Genomic DNA, 17537 nt, shown 5'->3' on the forward strand with positions numbered 1-17537 from the left:
TTACGAGTTCTACTTATAATTTAGCTTTAGCAACTTCATTATCTACAAGCTCTTTCATATAACGAAGTAAATCATCCTTTAGCTCTTCATGCTGAAGTGCATAATGAATGGTGGTCTGAATGAAGCCCATCTTCTCACCTACGTCATGGCGTTTACCTTCAAAGTCATAAGCAATAATCCGCTCCACTTCACTTAAGCGAGAAATGGCATCAGTCAGCTGAATCTCTCCGCCTACACCCACCTGTTGTTCACCAAGCATATCAAAGATACGCGGAGTCAGAATATAACGACCTAGGATAGCCAGGTTAGATGGTGCGTCTTCTCTCTTTGGTTTCTCTACTAGGCGGTTAGCTTTGTAGACACGTTCTGCCAAAGGTGAAGCGTCTACAACACCATACCGTGACACTTCTTCCCAAGGGACAGGTTGTACACCGACGATGGAAGATTTATATTCATCATAAACATCTATCATCTGTTTAAGACACGGTTTGTTTGCTTCAACAATATCATCACCCAGAAGTACTGCAAACGGCTCGTTTCCAATAAATTTACGCGCACACCAAATCGCGTGACCGAGCCCTCTCGGTTCTTTTTGGCGAATGTAATGGATATCAGCCATCTCAGAGGATTTACGAACGGATTCAAGAAGTTCCCACTTCTGTTTCTCCGCTAAGTTAAATTCCAGTTCAAAAGAATTATCAAAGTGGTCTTCAATCGCACGTTTACCTTTACCCGTCACGATAATAATATCCTCGATTCCAGAAGCAACTGCTTCTTCGACAATATATTGGATCGTCGGTTTATCTACTATTGGTAACATTTCTTTAGGCATTGCTTTGGTTGCAGGCAAAAAGCGGGTACCAAGACCTGCAGCTGGGATAATGGCTTTACGGATCTTCATCACATTAACTCCTTCTGTCGGTTACTCTTCCATTTTAAAAATCTGTATAGTAAAATGGCATATTTCCTTCAATTATAGCAGTTATACCAGACTAATGTCAGAGAGTTTGTTATATTTGTATATCAATTCCAATCAAACATGAGTGGGATGGATTATTATAGTTTTACATAGGATTAATCCTAGCTAACTCTCAAGTATATAATATCTAGTATATGCAAATTACGAAGAGGGCGAGACGGTTTCTATAAAAAAGGGGCTACGCAACACCAGAGTACCCTCTGGTGTTGCGTGGTTAGCAAAAAAAACAGCAAACTGTCGACACTATAGTGAGCATTAGAAATTCATTTCCCTTTCTATTTTTAAAACATTGGTTATGGTTCCCTTCCCACTTTAAATAGACAAAACGAGGCTATTAAGCGTAAAATATATTAGAATATAGCAGTCACGTAAATGTTCACATCATTCCCAAAATCTATATGTATTTAAGGAGAGCTGAATTCGCTTATGAAAGGCATCATTCTTGCGGGAGGAAGCGGAACACGCCTCTATCCCCTCACTATGGTAACCAGCAAACAGCTACTGCCAATCTATGATAAACCGATGATCTACTACCCCTTGTCCACGCTAATGCTTGCTGGCATTAGGGACATTCTAATTATCTCCACAGTTGAGGATACCCCTCGTTTTGAGAACTTGCTCGGTGACGGTTCTCAATTTGGAATTTCACTGCAGTACATTGTTCAACCAAGCCCAGACGGATTGGCACAGGCATTTATTTTAGGAGAGAACTTTATCGGTGATGACTCCGTTGCTATGGTCCTTGGGGATAATATTTATTATGGTAACGGAATGACCAAGCTTCTAAAGCAGGCTGCTAAAAAAGAACACGGTGCAACCGTGTTTGGATACCATGTTCTTGATCCAGAACGATTTGGCGTAGTTGAATTTGATAGCACTGGTAAAGTACTCAGCGTGGAAGAAAAGCCAGAGCATCCGAAATCAAATTATGCGATTACAGGTTTGTATTTCTACGACAATAGAGTTGTTTCTATCGCCAAAGAGGTTAAACCTTCCCACAGAGGCGAGCTAGAAATCACCTCGATTAACGAGGCTTACTTGAAAATGGGAGAATTGGACGTTGCCTTACTAGGCCGTGGCTTTACTTGGCTCGATACCGGTACACATCAGAGTCTGGTCGATGCGACCAATTTTGTCAGAACAATTGAGGATCATCAAGGCATAAAGATTTCCGCACCGGAAGAAATTGCATATATTAATGGATGGATTACCAGAGAACACTTACTGGAGTGCGGGCAAAAGCTTAGTAAGACTGGATATGGACAATATCTGATCAAGGTCGCTACTGGTAAAATACAATACTAAAATACAAGGCGTGTGAATTTGATGAAATTTACCGAAACGAAATTAGAAGGCGTTCTTATTGTAGAACCGGCTGTCTTTGGGGATCACCGGGGGTGGTTTATGGAGACCTACAGTGAGTCCAAGTTTCAGGAACAAGGGCTGCACCTGCAATTTGTGCAAGATAATCAATCCTTTTCTGCTACAAAGGGTACGCTGCGCGGACTTCATTATCAAATTAACCCCAAAGCACAAACCAAACTTGTTCGCTGTACTAAAGGATCAATCTTCGACGTTGCCGTAGATATTCGTCGCGGTAGTCCTACGTATGGCCAATGGTTGGGTATTGAGCTGACCGCTGATAACAAGAAACAATTACTGATTCCAAAGGGCTTCGCCCATGGATTTATGACCTTAACCGATGACGTAGAGGTTCAATACAAATGTGATGAACTATACGCACCGGATTGCGATGGCGGAATTCTCTGGAATGATCCAGAGATTGGCGTTGAGTGGCCAATGCATATACAACCGGTTCTTTCTGCAAAGGATGAAAAGGCCCCTCTATTGAAGGATTCCCAACATAATTTCATCTATTAATAAATCAAGCGCGTCCTGTGCTGCTAACCAGCAGTCTAGGCGCGCTTTTTAGTCAATTTACAAAAGGGCCAAGCAACACCAGTATCTCCTGGTAGTCACCTAGCCCTATTCCTTTAACCTTTATTACTTCGCGTTAACCAATTGCCCCCGAGTAACCCCGAGCTGGTTGGTAGCCTTCAAGCTCTTCCATACCTGCGTACCAGAGATCTCACCACGCAGTGCGCGGCTATAGAGGCTAATTACCTCAGCCACTTGCTCTGGTGTCTCTTCCAGGAACTCTACACGGTATGAGGATACACCTAGATCACGGAAATTGTTCAAATACTCCGCACCGGACTGCTCAACTGCATTGTAGACGGTATTGCGGCAGCCTTCATCCACACGAACTGGGTGAGACATTCCAATACGGTCTTGCAGGGAAGCACGATGCTCTTCACATGGACGGCCACAGTTCGTAAAGTCTGTGCCTTCACTCATGAAGGTACAGTATACACAGTGCTCTGTGTGGAACATCGGCAAATGCTGATGGATTACAATCTCCATACGAGAAGTGTCGCTGTGCTCAAGCAGATCGACCATCTGTTGAATGTTCAAGTCATAGGATGGTGTTACCATATCACAACCTGCCTCAAGGAACAGATCCACTGCCTTATGATTGGCGATATTCAGTGAGAAATCGCCAATCAAGCGAGGATGCACAGCATCCGGTTGTTCCTGGCGGCGGCGCAGGTAATAATACAGCGCGCCTGTGTTGCGTACTAACACGGCATCCGGCTGCAAGCGCAGGATATTGGCGTGGTAGCCGTTCTCGCCCGGCATATGAATGCGCGGCGTGGCCAGCGCGATGCTGGCCCCTGCAGCCCGTACAGCATCTACCGCTGCCGGGAACTGCTTAATAAACTCGAAGTCGGCGTAGATGTTTCTCACGCCGGCCTCGAGCGCAGCCTGCACCTGCGGCAGGCTGCGGCACAGCGCGGTGAGCTCCGCTTCACCAGCGCGCTGCGGAGCGACGCCCCTGCGGGTAGCGTCGCCATAGACCTCGATCGCCCGTTTCACGTACACGGGCGGTTTCGGGCGCTCGCCCGCAAGCAGCTCCACCGCTTGGCGGCGGATGCTGTTCAGCTCGCGCATAGGGACGATCACGTCGCCTTGCAGATGCGACTCTAGCGCGTCAAGCTGGAACACGGTCCCGCCCAGACGGCCGAATTGTTCTTCCAGCAGCGCGGCATCCATCGGACGCTTTTGCGCCGCTTCCAACGCGAGCTCCGAGTCCACACGGACGGTAACGTTCTTCTGAACATCCGTCCACCATGTGGTCAGCTTCTCTCCTACGCAGCCCTGCACTCGCACATGTACCGGGAATACCCGGTATGGCTTCTCGGTTTCATAAGTCTGACGCAGCGCCTTGTCTAGCGCAGGGTCATTCGTTTTCCAAATGCGGTCACCGACATTTAGACGACGCAGGTCCACATCGTTACGACCGGCTACGATGTCGACGATCCAGCCTTCCCCGGCTTCGCCTTCGAGTTTCACGCCTTTACGACGAAGATCGTATACGCGTCCACCTTCTTCTTTTTTCGTCGGATCCCCTGCATCAAACACGATGCCATCGCCACGCTTCAGCGGTGCATGAATACGGCAGACAACGCCATCACGAAGAATTTGTTCAACCGTTCCAAGATATACACCACGGCTTTTCGGGAAAGTGCCGTCTACGAGCTTCTTATTGTTTGTTCCGTCAAGGAAACCATGTGTGAAACCGCGGGAGAAGCTCTGTTGCAGTTCACGAACTTCTTCCTTCGATGGTTTAGACAGATCGCCATCAAAATACCGATCAATTGCCTTACGGTACTTACTAACTACATTCGCAACGTATTCCGGACTCTTGAGGCGGCCTTCGATTTTGAAAGAAGTTACACCCGCCTCGATCAGCTCAGGCATAAGATCAATTGCTGCCAAATCCTTAGGGGAGAGCAAATAAGTCACATCACCCATTGGTTTAACTTCTCCATCCACCATCAGATCATAAGGCAGACGGCAAGCTTGAGCACATTCTCCACGGTTGGCGGAACGTCCACCCCACATTTCTGAAGTTAGACATTGACCCGAATAAGAGACACATAAGGCTCCGTGCACGAATACTTCCATCGGCAGACGGGCTTGTTCCCCAATCGTCTTAATTTGCTTCAGATTGTTCTCACGACCGAGTACCACGCGTTCCAAACTGAAAGGCTTAGTAAACTCAACCGCTTCCGGTGAAGTAATCGTCATTTGTGTCGAACCATGAATCGGGAAATCCAGTGAGATTTCACGGATCATTTTGACCAAACCTAAATCCTGTACAATCACCGCGTCCACGCCAGCATCTACACAAGCGTCAATCAGTTCTTTCGCATCAGACAATTCATTTTCAAAAACCAGTATATTAAAGGTCAGGAAACCCTTCACACCATAGCTATGCAAAAACGCCATAATTTCCGTCAGCTCGTCCATGCGAAAGTTGTTCGCTCTCGCCCGTGCATTAAACTTCTCTACGCCAAAAAAGATAGCATCGGCTCCGTTCGCTACCGCCGCACGCATGCAGTCCCAGTCACCTGCAGGTGCCAATAGCTCCACGTCTTCTCTGCGTATTTGTTGCTCTTTCATTTATATCCTCCCAAACCGCCAGGTGGCGGGTCATTTCTAGTTGATTAACTTGATAATTGTATCAAATATCACATCACAGCGCCATGTGTTTACCAACATTTATATAAAGAAAAGAACGTCCCACGCCATTTTGGCTATAAGGACGTTCTCACCTAATTAAATTACACTCTACTATCAGTTAGTCATGAACTCCAATCACCTCTAAACTATTCATTCCCCGTAAACCGAAACGATTGCAGTGTTTCATCCAGCAGCGCTTGCTGTTCTGTAGTAGCATTGGCATCATTTAGCACAACAGTAATCGTATAGACCACCTCATTTTTGCCAAAAACAACTTGCTTACTTCGGAGAGGAACACCATTCTTGATTTGATTCACAGTAAGGATCGTAGCAGGAACACCTGCAAAGGTAGATTCCACTATACTTTCAATGCGGGGGCCTTTAGGATCATTATTTTTATTCTGATAAGAATCCTTGAGTACATTAACCGTATAATCCACGGAGCCCTCAGGTTTTGAACTGATCTGGAAGCGTCCTCCGATGAACCGATACTCCACTGACTGTGTCTCGATTACATCTTGATTAGGCGTCCACAAGCGTGGAATATCGATGGCATACCCGTATCTTTTGGATACTTTGGTTATCGTTTTATTCTTGAGTGTCTTATAATCATCGCTAGCGAGTCGCCCGAAGTTCTCCTTCATGTGATCAAAATCAATATCAATTGAGGCTATAATGGCTTTAAATTTGGTCTTATCGTCTTCTTGTCCAGGAGGTGTCACATATTCAAAATAGTATCGGAACCCATTCTTGAGCACGATTACCTGATATTCTGTCGTCCACCCGTTGCCGAAATTCAGCTGTGTCTCACTTATTTGTGCAGGTACACCGGAGATTTCAGACTTTTTACTATCCTTAAAAACATAAGCATCCGCTACAAAGTTCTCCTGCGTTTTTGTCTTCAACTCTTCAGCCCAGCTCTCCAGTGTAGAACCAGCAGGTGCCGATGTAATCGCCACACTCAAATGACTTCCTTGTTTGCTTTCATAATAAAAATGCTGGTCATCCTTAGTCCAAGCAACAGGAACCTGTAGTGAAATGCCGTAGTCCTCATTGTAGGCTTCGCTCAGGCCGTTTTTTACAGTAGATAGATCACGGATCTTGTTATCCTTGGTGTCAAAAGAAGGTCGAAAGGAGCTCAGCAAACCCGAATACTTAGCTAAGTCTTTATAATTAACTGCTTTTTCATCCGTCAAATAAATCTCATAAAGTCTACCTTCTGCATAGATCAACCTGCTTTCCCAGAGTGCTCCGCTGGAATCTTTACTGACCAATCGCGCATAGGGCACAGAGGCCTTGGGGAACGACTCCCGATCTAATATCAATTCCCCACCTTCCTCGACTTCCCGAACTAGTTGTTCCAGAAGCCCATCTGCATCCAGCGAAACCGCCTGATCACTTGCATGAATCACCAAATAATAAAGATTGTCAGCGCTCGAAAAGGTAGCCACGCTCTCATCTCCACCGCTATTTCCAGTAATCAGTCCAGACGGATAATTTAATGTCCATTGAAAATAGCTGTTCCCAATTCGCGTCTTCCCCACATCACTATCAATACCCCTATCCACTGGTACATCTCCTTCATTGTCTGCAGGAACTAGGGTAATTATTAGCTCACCGCCTTTCCCTTGGGAGAGAGTTGCACCCAGTACATTCGCCACAAAACGCAGCGGCACCATTAGCACACCTGAAACCATCCGAGGCGCGGAGGTGAGTTTAACTTTAGTCTCATCCTTCCAGGCGCTAGTACTACCCATTGTCATCAACCCTGTATGAGAGCCGTACGTTACTTTCACTACATCATTTCCCTCTAAGGAAACCGTACTGCCAAATGTCTTTTTAAAAACCCCAAGCGGAACCATAACCGTTCCATTCTCTATAAAAGGTCGCTCAATAGCCACCTTTTTTCCATTCACCGTAGCTGATGTACTACCAACTTTAAGGCTCAGCTGTAGTTTCTTTGCTTCTGCTGCCCGTGCTGTTTGTATGGGTAATATAGAAAATAATAATAGTAAGGCCAGTATCACACACAATCCTTGTTTTAACACTTTAAAGCCCATTTACCGTCCCCCTCACGAGTTTCCCTGATTATTCTTCCGTATGCTCGTCCCCATCTGTTCCTGAACCTTCTTCATTTAACAGGGGATCACCCTGAGTGAGCACGAGCTTACGGATAATGATATCCCCTTCACTTTGCATAACCAGTCGTACCGTCATACCTGGAGAATAGCTTTTGAACAATTCATTAATATCCACTAGTGAGACCACACGGTGACCGTCAATGCTGTACAAGACATCGTCTTCGGCAACACCCGCCTTAAGTGCTTCAGGAGATACCACCTTGGTTACGGTCAGTGGATCAAACGTTGGCAAGCCCACAATGGAGGACCAACTCGCTTCTAACTCCAGTCCAAGACTCGGGTGTTTTACTTCACCGTACTTAAAAAGCTGGTTCATAATATACTGCACGGTGTCTGCCGGAATAGAGAAGCCCATATTCTCCACACCCACCGCTGAGTATTTCAAGCTGTTTATTCCGAGCACCTCACCCTTCATATTCACTAGCGGACCTCCGCTATTTCCGGGATTAATCGCTGTGTCACTCTGAATCAGACGATAAGCCGCATCTACTTCACGGTTAAGACCACTTATTACCCCTACAGTCGCAGAATTCCTTAGTGAAAAACTGATCGGTGTGCCGATGGCAACTACCTTCTCACCAACTACTGTATTGCCTGTCGATGGAATAAACTTTGCAGGTTTAAGGGAGGCTGCATTGATTTTGATCAGCGCTAGATCACTAACTTCATCAAGATACGTTTCTTTAATGCTGTAGGTTTTGGAATCCGACGTCACTACCACGGCGTTCTGCAGATCCTTGATGACATGTGCATTAGTTACAATCCAGCCGTTCGATTTCACAATAATGCCAGAACCATGCGTCAGATTGTACCGATCATCCGGTCCGCTATTCCCAGCACTATCGTCTTTGCCGATAATGCCCACTACGGAAGGGGTAACATTTTTAATAATCCCTGGTATGAGGTCTTCTGCTGCTGTCGAATTTTTAATTTTGCTTCTCTGGGCTGTCGACGCCGTGCTAACCGTCTTTGCCGCACTACCAAACGCATAAACCGACTCACTCCATACTCCTGACAGCAACACACCGCACAGCAGCAGGCTCAATCCTTTCTTCACCAGCTTCTCCCCAATCCTCATCGACCTTCACCAGACCCTCTCTGCACATGGATAAATTTTACAATATATAATTTGAAAAAAGACGCCTTCAATGCGCCCACGGCGTTAAAGGAGTCTTTTGGTGCAAAGCTGTTCAGTTTAGTTCTTTCGTTAACTTAACCAATGCATCACCATGGCATAGTCAGAGATTATAAAAACCAGCAAACTAACCGCTCCGAAACCAATGGCGAACTTGTTCTTCTGCGGAGCTCTCAGCAACCGAATGACTCCGACCAAAATTAGGATGGTGAATAAAATCATAAAAACATCAAAGGTATGAAATTTAGACGGTCCTTGCGCGGCAACTTCTGCAAGTAGCATTACCTTACCTCCTCAAAAATGTTGTCAAGCAAGATCCAGTATTCCCCATATCCTCTTCTATGTTATCGCTACCATTTGGGCGATGCAATAGGTTTTGTAGAAAAATTATGTATTTGTCGCAAAAAATATCTTTTATTACTGTAAAATTGGATAAATTAATGATTTTGTTCATTGACGTTTGGCGTTTTATTGTGAGGACAACGCAGACTGGACAGATTGTGTTCTGCTCTATGAAGGCAATTTAATGAAGTTGGTTAGTGTCTTTGAAATGATTTAACAGCATAGAAATGAGTTAAAGATTATTAATTTGAACTTCAATCTTAGCGTTCAGAGCTTGGAGCTTTTGTGGATTAGGGAATTGCTCCCTGAAAATCATGAGAATACTATCTTATTGAACAAATCCTCCCGATAATTAGAGGGATTTTTTTCCCTGATTTGAGCTTAAAAGCTGCAAAACATCAGGTTTTTAGGGAGGTTTTCCTCAATCTAGTAACCGGAGCTTTTGATAGAGCTAATTGTATAATTTTTTCAAAGAACCGTTGGACCTGCTGTTATTCTATTACCCATTAAGTATACTTACAGCAACAGCATGCTCCTCACTAAATCTTACGACGGACATGCTCTACATATGCCTATCTCGTCTATTATTTAGTTTTCTTTTTATAGGAGTCGTACAACATTTACTAGAAAACTCACTTCAGATAAGTTGTTTTTGAGCTTGAAGTAATTTTACCTGGCAATTGTTTTCCCAAAATAATGATCTTGGACAACAAACAATAAGGCCACGGCGAAATGCCGTGACCTTTATTATTTGGTAGTTATACCATACAGTTGTTTATGGCTTAAGTGGTTTCCGCCGTCTCAAGCATAAGAGCTTTGGTACGCTCTGTATCACGAATCAGAACCGGCTTCAGATACTTACCTGTGTAAGACTCCGCAACGGTAATAAGCTTCTCTGGTGTTCCTGTTGCCAGCACAGTTCCGCCGCCACTGCCGCCTTCAGGACCCATATCAATGAGATAGTCTGCGGTCTTAATAACGTCCAGATTATGTTCAATGACAAGTACCGATTCTCCGGAATCCACCAAGCGATGTAATACTTCTAGTAAACGACCAATGTCATCCACATGCAGACCTGTTGTAGGCTCATCCAAAATATAGAGTGTTTTTCCGGTACTACGACGGTATAGCTCGGAAGCCAACTTCACGCGCTGCGCTTCACCACCGGATAAAGTAGTACCTGGCTGACCAATCTTAATGTAACCAAGACCAACATCCATCAGTGTTTGCATTTTACGATGAATACGAGGAATATTCACGAAGAATTCTGTAGCATCCTCTACCGTCATCTCCAACACATCAGAAATATTCTTCCCTTTATACTTCACTTCTAGTGTTTCCCGGTTATAACGCTTGCCCTTACATACTTCGCAAGGAACATAGACGTCCGGCAAGAAGTGCATCTCAATCTTGATAATTCCGTCTCCACGGCAGGCTTCACAGCGTCCACCTTTTACGTTAAAGCTAAACCGTCCTTTTTGGAACCCGCGCACTTTAGCTTCATTTGTCTTCGAGAACAGATCACGAATATCGTCAAATACACCCGTATAGGTTGCTGGGTTAGAACGTGGTGTACGCCCAATTGGTGATTGATCGATTTCAATAACTTTATCGAGATTTTCCAAGCCGCGAATTTCTTTGTGCTGACCCGGACGCACCTTCACAGCCTTATTTAGCTGCCGTGCCAAGCTCTTGTACAGAATTTCGTTAATAAGTGAAGATTTACCGGAGCCCGACACACCAGTCACCGCCGTAAATACACCCAATGGAATCTTCACATTCACATTTTTCAGGTTATTCTCTTTAGCGCCACGAATTTCTATCCAACGATCATCGGTAGCACGACGCTTAGCGGTAACTGGAATAAACTTACGACCGCTTAAATATTCACCGGTTAAGGAATTCGGATCTTTCATAATCTCTTCCGGTGTTCCTTGCGCCATAACTTGTCCACCATGAATACCCGCACCCGGTCCGATATCAATAATATAGTCCGCTGCCATCATCGTATCTTCGTCATGCTCTACAACAATCAACGTATTGCCTAGGTCACGCATATGAGCAAGCGTAGAGATCAGGCGATCATTATCCCGTTGATGCAGACCAATACTTGGCTCATCCAGAATGTACAGTACACCCATCAAACTGGAACCGATCTGAGTGGCCAAACGAATACGCTGCGCTTCACCACCAGACAGTGAGCCTGCTGCGCGGCTAAGTGTCAAATAGTCCAATCCGACATTCACCAGGAACCCCAGACGATTGCAGATTTCCTTAAGAATGAGATTGGCGATAGCTGTCTCTTTCTCACTTAGTTTTATATCTTCAAACCAATGCTGACAGTCACCAATCGAGAGATCAGTAATATCCGAGATATTTTGTTCGTTGATCGTCACCGCCAAAATTTCTTTCTTCAGACGTTTACCCTTACAGACATGACAAGGCTTAGCACTCATAAATCCTTCGATAAATTCACGAATACCGTCAGATGCGGTCTCCCGGTAACGACGCTCTAGATTCGGAATAATCCCTTCAAAAGCAACCATCGCATCTTTCTTTTGTCCAAAATCATTCTCATATTTGAAGCGAACCTTCTCACTACCTGTACCATGCAGTAGTTTATTCATATGATCAGGTGTTAAACTGCTCACTGGAACGTTCTGTGGAATATTAAAATGCTCGCACACGGACTTTAGAAATTGCGGATAGTAATTAGAAGTACTTCCAGTCCAAGCTAAAAAAGCACCCTCTTCAATGGATTTCTCAGCATCAGGAATAAGCAGATCTGGATCGACCACCATTTTCATACCAAGACCATCGCACTCCGTGCAGGCTCCGAATGGACTGTTGAAAGAGAACATACGAGGTGCTAATTCTTCAATACTGAATCCACACACCGGACAAGCAAAGTTAGAGCTGAAGAGAAGCTCTTCCTGCCCGATAATATCCACAAGGATTTTACCACCCGAAAGCTTTAGGGCCGTCTCCAATGAATCTGTAAGACGTGTCTCCATATCATCTTTAACGACAATCCGGTCTACAACAACTTCGATAGTGTGTTTCTTATTCTTCTCCAACTCGATATCTTCAGACAGATCTCGCAGTTCTCCATCCACACGTACACGTACGAAGCCTTGCTTGGAGATATCTGTGAAGAGCCCCTTATGTTCCCCTTTACGTCCTGAAATGATAGGCGCCAGGATCTGCAAACGTGTCTTCTCTGGATACTGCATAATCCGGTCTACCATTTGTTCAACGGTCTGCGAAGTAATCTCAATTCCATGCTCTGGACAATGAGGGTGACCGATCCGCGCGAAAAGCAACCGCAAATAGTCATAAATCTCAGTTACCGTACCTACTGTAGATCGCGGGTTACGACTTGTTGTCTTCTGGTCAATAGAGATCGCCGGGGACAAACCGTCTATGGAATCTACATCGGGTTTCTCCATTTGACCCAGGAACTGACGAGCATAAGCGGACAAAGATTCAACATAACGCCGTTGTCCTTCGGCATAAATGGTGTCAAATGCAAGCGACGACTTACCTGATCCGCTCAGTCCCGTCAGCACGACGAAACGGTCACGTGGAATCGTCACATCGATGTTTTTGAGATTGTGCGCCCTCGCGCCTTTAATTACAATATTATCGTTCGCCAACGGAACCTCTCCTTAATGAATCTAATATCAAAGCTTTATCAAAAGCGTTTTCGATCCCTCCCAAACCCTCCCTTCCAAGGGAGGGCCCCAAGGGTTGCACCCTCTGGACACCCGCATTTTTTGGTGAAGGAGGTTGGTGGGACGGGACTTAGTGACTACGGCGTTCAGATCGCTTATCCCTACAGGACCGCTTGGACGTTAGGCGCACACTAGCTAAAAGCGGAAAGTGCGAGATTACCGCAACTGCTATAACGTTGCGGAACGCTGTCCCTACGGGATGCGCGTAAGTGCCAGAAGCGCTGTGGAACGCTGTCCCTGCGGGATGCGCTAACTACACAGGGCACTGGGCTGCGCATCCATCTATTTATTCAAAAAGAACGGCCTGGACAGCACCGTTCATTACATATTTTAAATATCGGTGATGCGTTTATCGTTTGTTACTCGGCCCGAAGCTCCAGCAATGCGTCACGCAGCTCTGCTGCGCGTTCGAATTGCAGGTTCTTCGCTGCGTCCTTCATCTCAGCTTCCAGACGCTGAATCAGACTTTGTTTCTCTTTCTTATTCATCTTGCCACCAACACCCGTAAGGTAATCCGCTTTAGACTCGGCAACCTTGGTTGCCTCAATGATGTCACGTACCTTTTTATTAATGGTGGTTGGGGTAATACCGTGTTTTTCATTATGAGCGATCTGGATGGCGCGACGACGCGATGTTTCGCTCATCGCTTTCTCCATCGAATCAGTGATTCGATCACCGTACATGATTACACGACCCTCGGAGTTCCGGGCCGCACGACCAATCGTCTGAATCAGCGAGCGTTCGGAACGAAGGAAGCCCTCTTTATCAGCATCGAGAATGGCAACCAGTGATACTTCTGGTAGGTCAAGACCTTCTCTTAGCAGGTTAATCCCTACTAAAACATGGAATGTACCGAGACGAAGATCACGTAAGATCGCCATCCGCTCCAGCGTTTTGATATCAGAGTGCATGTAACGAACCTTAATTCCTATTTCCTTAAAGTAATCCGTCAGATCCTCCGACATCTTCTTCGTCAACGTGGTGACGAGTACACGTTCATCCCGTTCCACCCGTTCGCGAATTTCACTGATCAAATCATCGATCTGCCCCTCTGTAGGACGAACCTCAATGATCGGATCTAAAAGACCCGTTGGCCGGATAATCTGCTGCACCATAGTATCACAGTGTTCCATTTCATAGGGTCCAGGAGTCGCAGAGACGTATATAATTTGCTTCACCTTTTCTTCGAATTCTTCGAATTGAAGTGGACGGTTATCCAGCGCAGACGGCAAACGGAAACCATGCTCTACCAGCACCGTCTTGCGCGCACGGTCACCGTTATACATCGCCCGAATCTGCGGAAGCGTTACATGGGACTCATCAATAATGATCAGCATATCATCCGGAAAATAATCCATTAATGTATACGGAGTTGCCCCAGGCTCACGGAAGGTCAGCGGTCCGGAATAGTTCTCGATCCCCGAACAGAAGCCCACTTCCTTCATCATCTCAATATCATAACGTGTTCGCTGCTCCAGACGTTGAGCTTCCAGAAGTTTACCTGCGTCACGAAGGACCGTTAAGCGATCTTCCAGCTCCTTCTCAATGTTAACCAGTGCCACTCGCATCGTTTCTTCCTTGGTAACAAAGTGAGACGCCGGAAAAATAGCGACATGATCGCGTTCCCCAATCAGTTCACCCGTCAGCACATCAATCTCAGTGATTCGCTCAATTTCATCACCGAACAATTCGACCCGAATGGCATGCTCACCCTGAGATGCCGGGAAAATCTCAACCACATCACCGCGTACACGGAAGGTTCCGCGTACAAAATTGATATCATTACGCTGGTACTGGATATCCACTAGTCTGCTCAAAATCTCATTTCGAGGCTTCTCCATCCCTACCCGCAACGACAAAAGCAAGCTTCCGTATTCCATCGGCGAACCGAGGCCGTAAATACAAGACACACTCGCCACAATAATAACGTCACGCCGTTCAAACAAGGAGCTCGTTGCGGAGTGACGCAATTTATCAATCTCTTCATTAATACTGGAGTCTTTCTCGATATAAGTATCGGAGGAGGGAATATACGCCTCTGGTTGGTAATAGTCGTAGTAGCTGACGAAATAGTCTACCGAATTATGCGGAAAAAACTCCTTAAACTCACTCGCCAGTTGGGCAGCCAAAGTCTTGTTGTGCGCAATAACTAGCGTTGGGCGGTTTAATTTGGAAATGACTTGTGCAACGGTAAACGTCTTACCTGTACCCGTTGCGCCCAGCAGCGTCTGGTGCTTCTTGCCCTGCCGGATGCCTTGTAATAGTTCCTCTATGGCATGAGGCTGATCGCCCTGGGGTGTGTACTCGGACTCCAATTCAAAAGTCTTTGTACTGACGACAATATCACTCATTTGCCCGTCTCCCCTCTATCGTCTAAACTAGATTAATATATTATAATTGTTGTCTGAATGTTCTCTCTCCATACGATGGCAAGCTAAACCGCCTTTGGCGTCTCTAAAAGACGTTAAGCGTTTGTGCGAGAATTATAAGGGTTAAAGTATAACGTGAAACTTATACTTCCTTATAATTAAAAAATATGGAAGATAAGAATATGTGTTCCCGTTCATTATACAGTGTTGATGAAATCGATGCAAACCATAATACATAGAAATGTTAGGAGCTTAAAGCATGGATATCACCTCAATAATCGGCCTATTGGCTGGACTGGCTGCGTTAATCGGCGGCTATCTCTGGGAAGGCGGAAGCCTCTCAGGACTGCTGCAGCTTAATGCAGCTTTGATTGTCTTCGGAGGTACATTTGCCGCCGTTATGATCAGTTTCCCGGCATCTAAGCTACGCTCCATCCCAACAGCACTGCGCATGGCCTTCGGCAGCAACCCTGATCGTGATGTAGAAAAAGCAGAAGAACTCATTTCAATGGCAACCGTGGCGCGTCGCGGCGGTGTGTTAATGTTAGAAAAACAAGCAGAAATACATCCAGATCCTTTTACACGCGAAGGTCTACTTCTGATTGTCGACGGCACTGACCCAGAACAGGTTAGGCAAATTCTTGAACTGGAAATGGACGCTAAGGAACTGAAGCATGAGAGCTACGCCAAAATTTTTGAAGCCGCTGGTGGGTATGCTCCTACAATGGGAATTATCGGGACGGTGATGGGTCTCATTCGTGTGCTAGGCAACCTTACAGACCCTTCAAATCTGGGCACTTCTATCGCAGTTGCATTTACCGCAACACTGTACGGTGTCGCTATCGCTAATTTAATATTTTTACCCATCGCTTCCAAAATTAAATCCCGCAGTCAAAGTGAGTTACATAGTATGGAAATGCTGCTTGTCGGCATTCTTTCTTTGCAGAACGGAGATCACCCCTTGCTCGTTCGTAAAAAATTAAACTCATTCATCTCAGACACGGACACGAATGACCGCGCAGAAACTAGAGGTCTTCTATGAGACAAAGATACCGGCGAAAGCGGCGTGTAGAGACTCGGGAAAGCCGCGACCGCTGGATGATTACTTATGCTGATCTAATTACACTTTTGCTTATATTTTTCGTTATATTGTATGCGATGAGCAGCCTGGACACGGACAAATATAATATTGTGACGGGCTCGTTATCCGAGACCTTCAAGTCTGGAAGCACTGTTCTTGACGGTGGGAATGGCATTTTAGATGCTGGGAAGACAACTGAGAGCAGACAGAACAGTGTGGACGGGAATGGTGGGAACGCAGCTGCAACTGCGAGACCGAATGATGGATCTGCTGAACAAACGGAGAACGAAGCACCTTCGGCACGTGAGCTGGCATTTCGAGAACAAGAGGCAAAGCTTGCTGAATTAATGGGTGTGATCACCCAATATGTCGAGGCAAATAATCTCGGAGAACAAATATTTGTTGCTGACAAACCACAAGGGATAGAAATCACCCTCAGTGACCGTTTTCTCTTTGATGCGGGTAAAGCTAATTTGAAATCTCCAGCCTTTCCTGCCCTTCAGCAGTTGTCTGGTTTATTCAAAGACATCGGCGCAAAGATTAGCATTGAGGGACATACCGATAATACGCCAGTATCTTCGGCTTCGCACTATAACGACAACTGGGAGCTATCAGGTGCTCGTGCGCTGTCAGTGCTGCGCTTTTTCTTAGATCATGAAGGGTTGAATCCCGACAATTTTCAATACGCGGGTTATGCTGATACCCAGCCCACAGCGGAAAACATATCAGCAGCAGGTAAGCAAAAGAACCGCCGTGTAGAGATCATTGTGCTGCGGCAGCTTCAAGAAGGTGAGTAAGTTTAGAACTACTCAATTATTGATAATTAAGCGTTAAAAATTGCAGCATAATAACAATTCAGAAACTGCTTAAAAACACTACCATAATAGAACTGCCACACTAATTACGGAAAACCTCCCTAATTATTTACTTATTATCTTATTCAGGCGCGTAATTAGGGAATTCCTCCCCGATTATTACTCTTTTTCGTCGGAAATAGTGGTTTTACCGAGATTTTCAAGGAGGAATTCCCTAAAAATCATATTTCCGTGCTAAAAACGTCTAAAATCAGGGAGGTTTTCCCTCATTTCATATCAGTAAATTTGATTCCAAGAAAAGTCCCACAATTTTCAACAGAATCGACGATCTAACGCAAAGTTATCCGATGCTCC

11 protein-coding genes are annotated in these 17537 nt (G+C 45.5%); 4 read left to right on the forward strand and 7 right to left on the reverse strand.

The genetic code is table 11. The features are described 5' to 3' along the window. Positions 1-13: 13 nt before the first annotated feature. Positions 14-901: a UTP--glucose-1-phosphate uridylyltransferase GalU gene (gene galU, locus ACN6MV_RS28790; protein WP_419885346.1), complete on the reverse strand. Its 888-nt coding sequence runs from the start codon at positions 899-901 to the stop codon at positions 14-16. A gap of 504 nt (positions 902-1405) precedes the next feature. Between galU and rfbA the strand changes: the two genes are divergently transcribed. Beyond that, positions 1406-2284 carry a glucose-1-phosphate thymidylyltransferase RfbA gene (rfbA, locus tag ACN6MV_RS28795; protein WP_419885347.1) on the forward strand — a complete coding sequence of 293 codons (879 nt, stop codon included), beginning with the start codon at positions 1406-1408 and terminating at the stop codon, positions 2282-2284. 21 nt (positions 2285-2305) lie between these two features. Next, positions 2306-2860, forward strand: a complete 555-nt coding sequence (gene rfbC, locus ACN6MV_RS28800) for a dTDP-4-dehydrorhamnose 3,5-epimerase (protein WP_419885348.1) — start codon at positions 2306-2308, stop codon at positions 2858-2860. Positions 2861-2983: 123 nt separating this feature from the next. Here the strand turns inward: rfbC and ACN6MV_RS28805 are convergent, their stop codons facing one another. The 6 genes from ACN6MV_RS28805 to uvrB form a co-directional block, all read right to left on the reverse strand. Beyond that, positions 2984-5506, reverse strand: a complete 2523-nt coding sequence (locus ACN6MV_RS28805) for a DUF3656 domain-containing U32 family peptidase (RefSeq protein ID WP_419885349.1) — start codon at positions 5504-5506, stop codon at positions 2984-2986. A gap of 206 nt (positions 5507-5712) precedes the next feature. Beyond that, positions 5713-7626: a stalk domain-containing protein gene (locus ACN6MV_RS28810; protein ID WP_419885350.1), complete on the reverse strand. Its 1914-nt coding sequence runs from the start codon at positions 7624-7626 to the stop codon at positions 5713-5715. A gap of 28 nt (positions 7627-7654) precedes the next feature. Beyond that, complete coding sequence (locus ACN6MV_RS28815; protein WP_419885351.1) at positions 7655-8764, reverse strand: S1C family serine protease; 1110 nt, start codon at positions 8762-8764, stop codon at positions 7655-7657. A gap of 150 nt (positions 8765-8914) precedes the next feature. Beyond that, positions 8915-9124, reverse strand: coding sequence for a DUF2759 family protein (locus tag ACN6MV_RS28820; RefSeq protein WP_042131279.1), 210 nt, complete (start codon positions 9122-9124; stop codon positions 8915-8917). 842 nt (positions 9125-9966) lie between these two features. Further along, complete coding sequence (gene uvrA / locus ACN6MV_RS28825) at positions 9967-12840, reverse strand: excinuclease ABC subunit UvrA (RefSeq protein WP_419885352.1); 2874 nt, start codon at positions 12838-12840, stop codon at positions 9967-9969. A 437-nt stretch (positions 12841-13277) separates the two neighbouring features. Next, on the reverse strand, positions 13278-15269 hold the full coding sequence (gene uvrB, locus ACN6MV_RS28830) for an excinuclease ABC subunit UvrB (RefSeq protein WP_042131282.1): 1992 nt from the start codon (positions 15267-15269) through the stop codon (positions 13278-13280). A 277-nt stretch (positions 15270-15546) separates the two neighbouring features. Here uvrB and ACN6MV_RS28835 point away from each other — a divergent pair, with 277 nt between their 5' ends. Next, on the forward strand, positions 15547-16329 hold the full coding sequence (locus tag ACN6MV_RS28835) for a flagellar motor protein (protein WP_341115415.1): 783 nt from the start codon (positions 15547-15549) through the stop codon (positions 16327-16329). Next, on the forward strand, positions 16326-17165 hold the full coding sequence (locus tag ACN6MV_RS28840; RefSeq protein ID WP_341115416.1) for a flagellar motor protein MotB: 840 nt from the start codon (positions 16326-16328) through the stop codon (positions 17163-17165). Before ACN6MV_RS28835 ends, ACN6MV_RS28840 begins: the two co-directional genes overlap by 4 nt. The last annotated feature ends 372 nt before the right edge of the window (positions 17166-17537 follow it).

This window comes from Paenibacillus sp. B-A-8 (genome assembly GCF_048572915.1).
In the GTDB taxonomy this organism is placed as follows: Bacteria; Bacillota; Bacilli; order Paenibacillales; family Paenibacillaceae; genus Paenibacillus_AQ.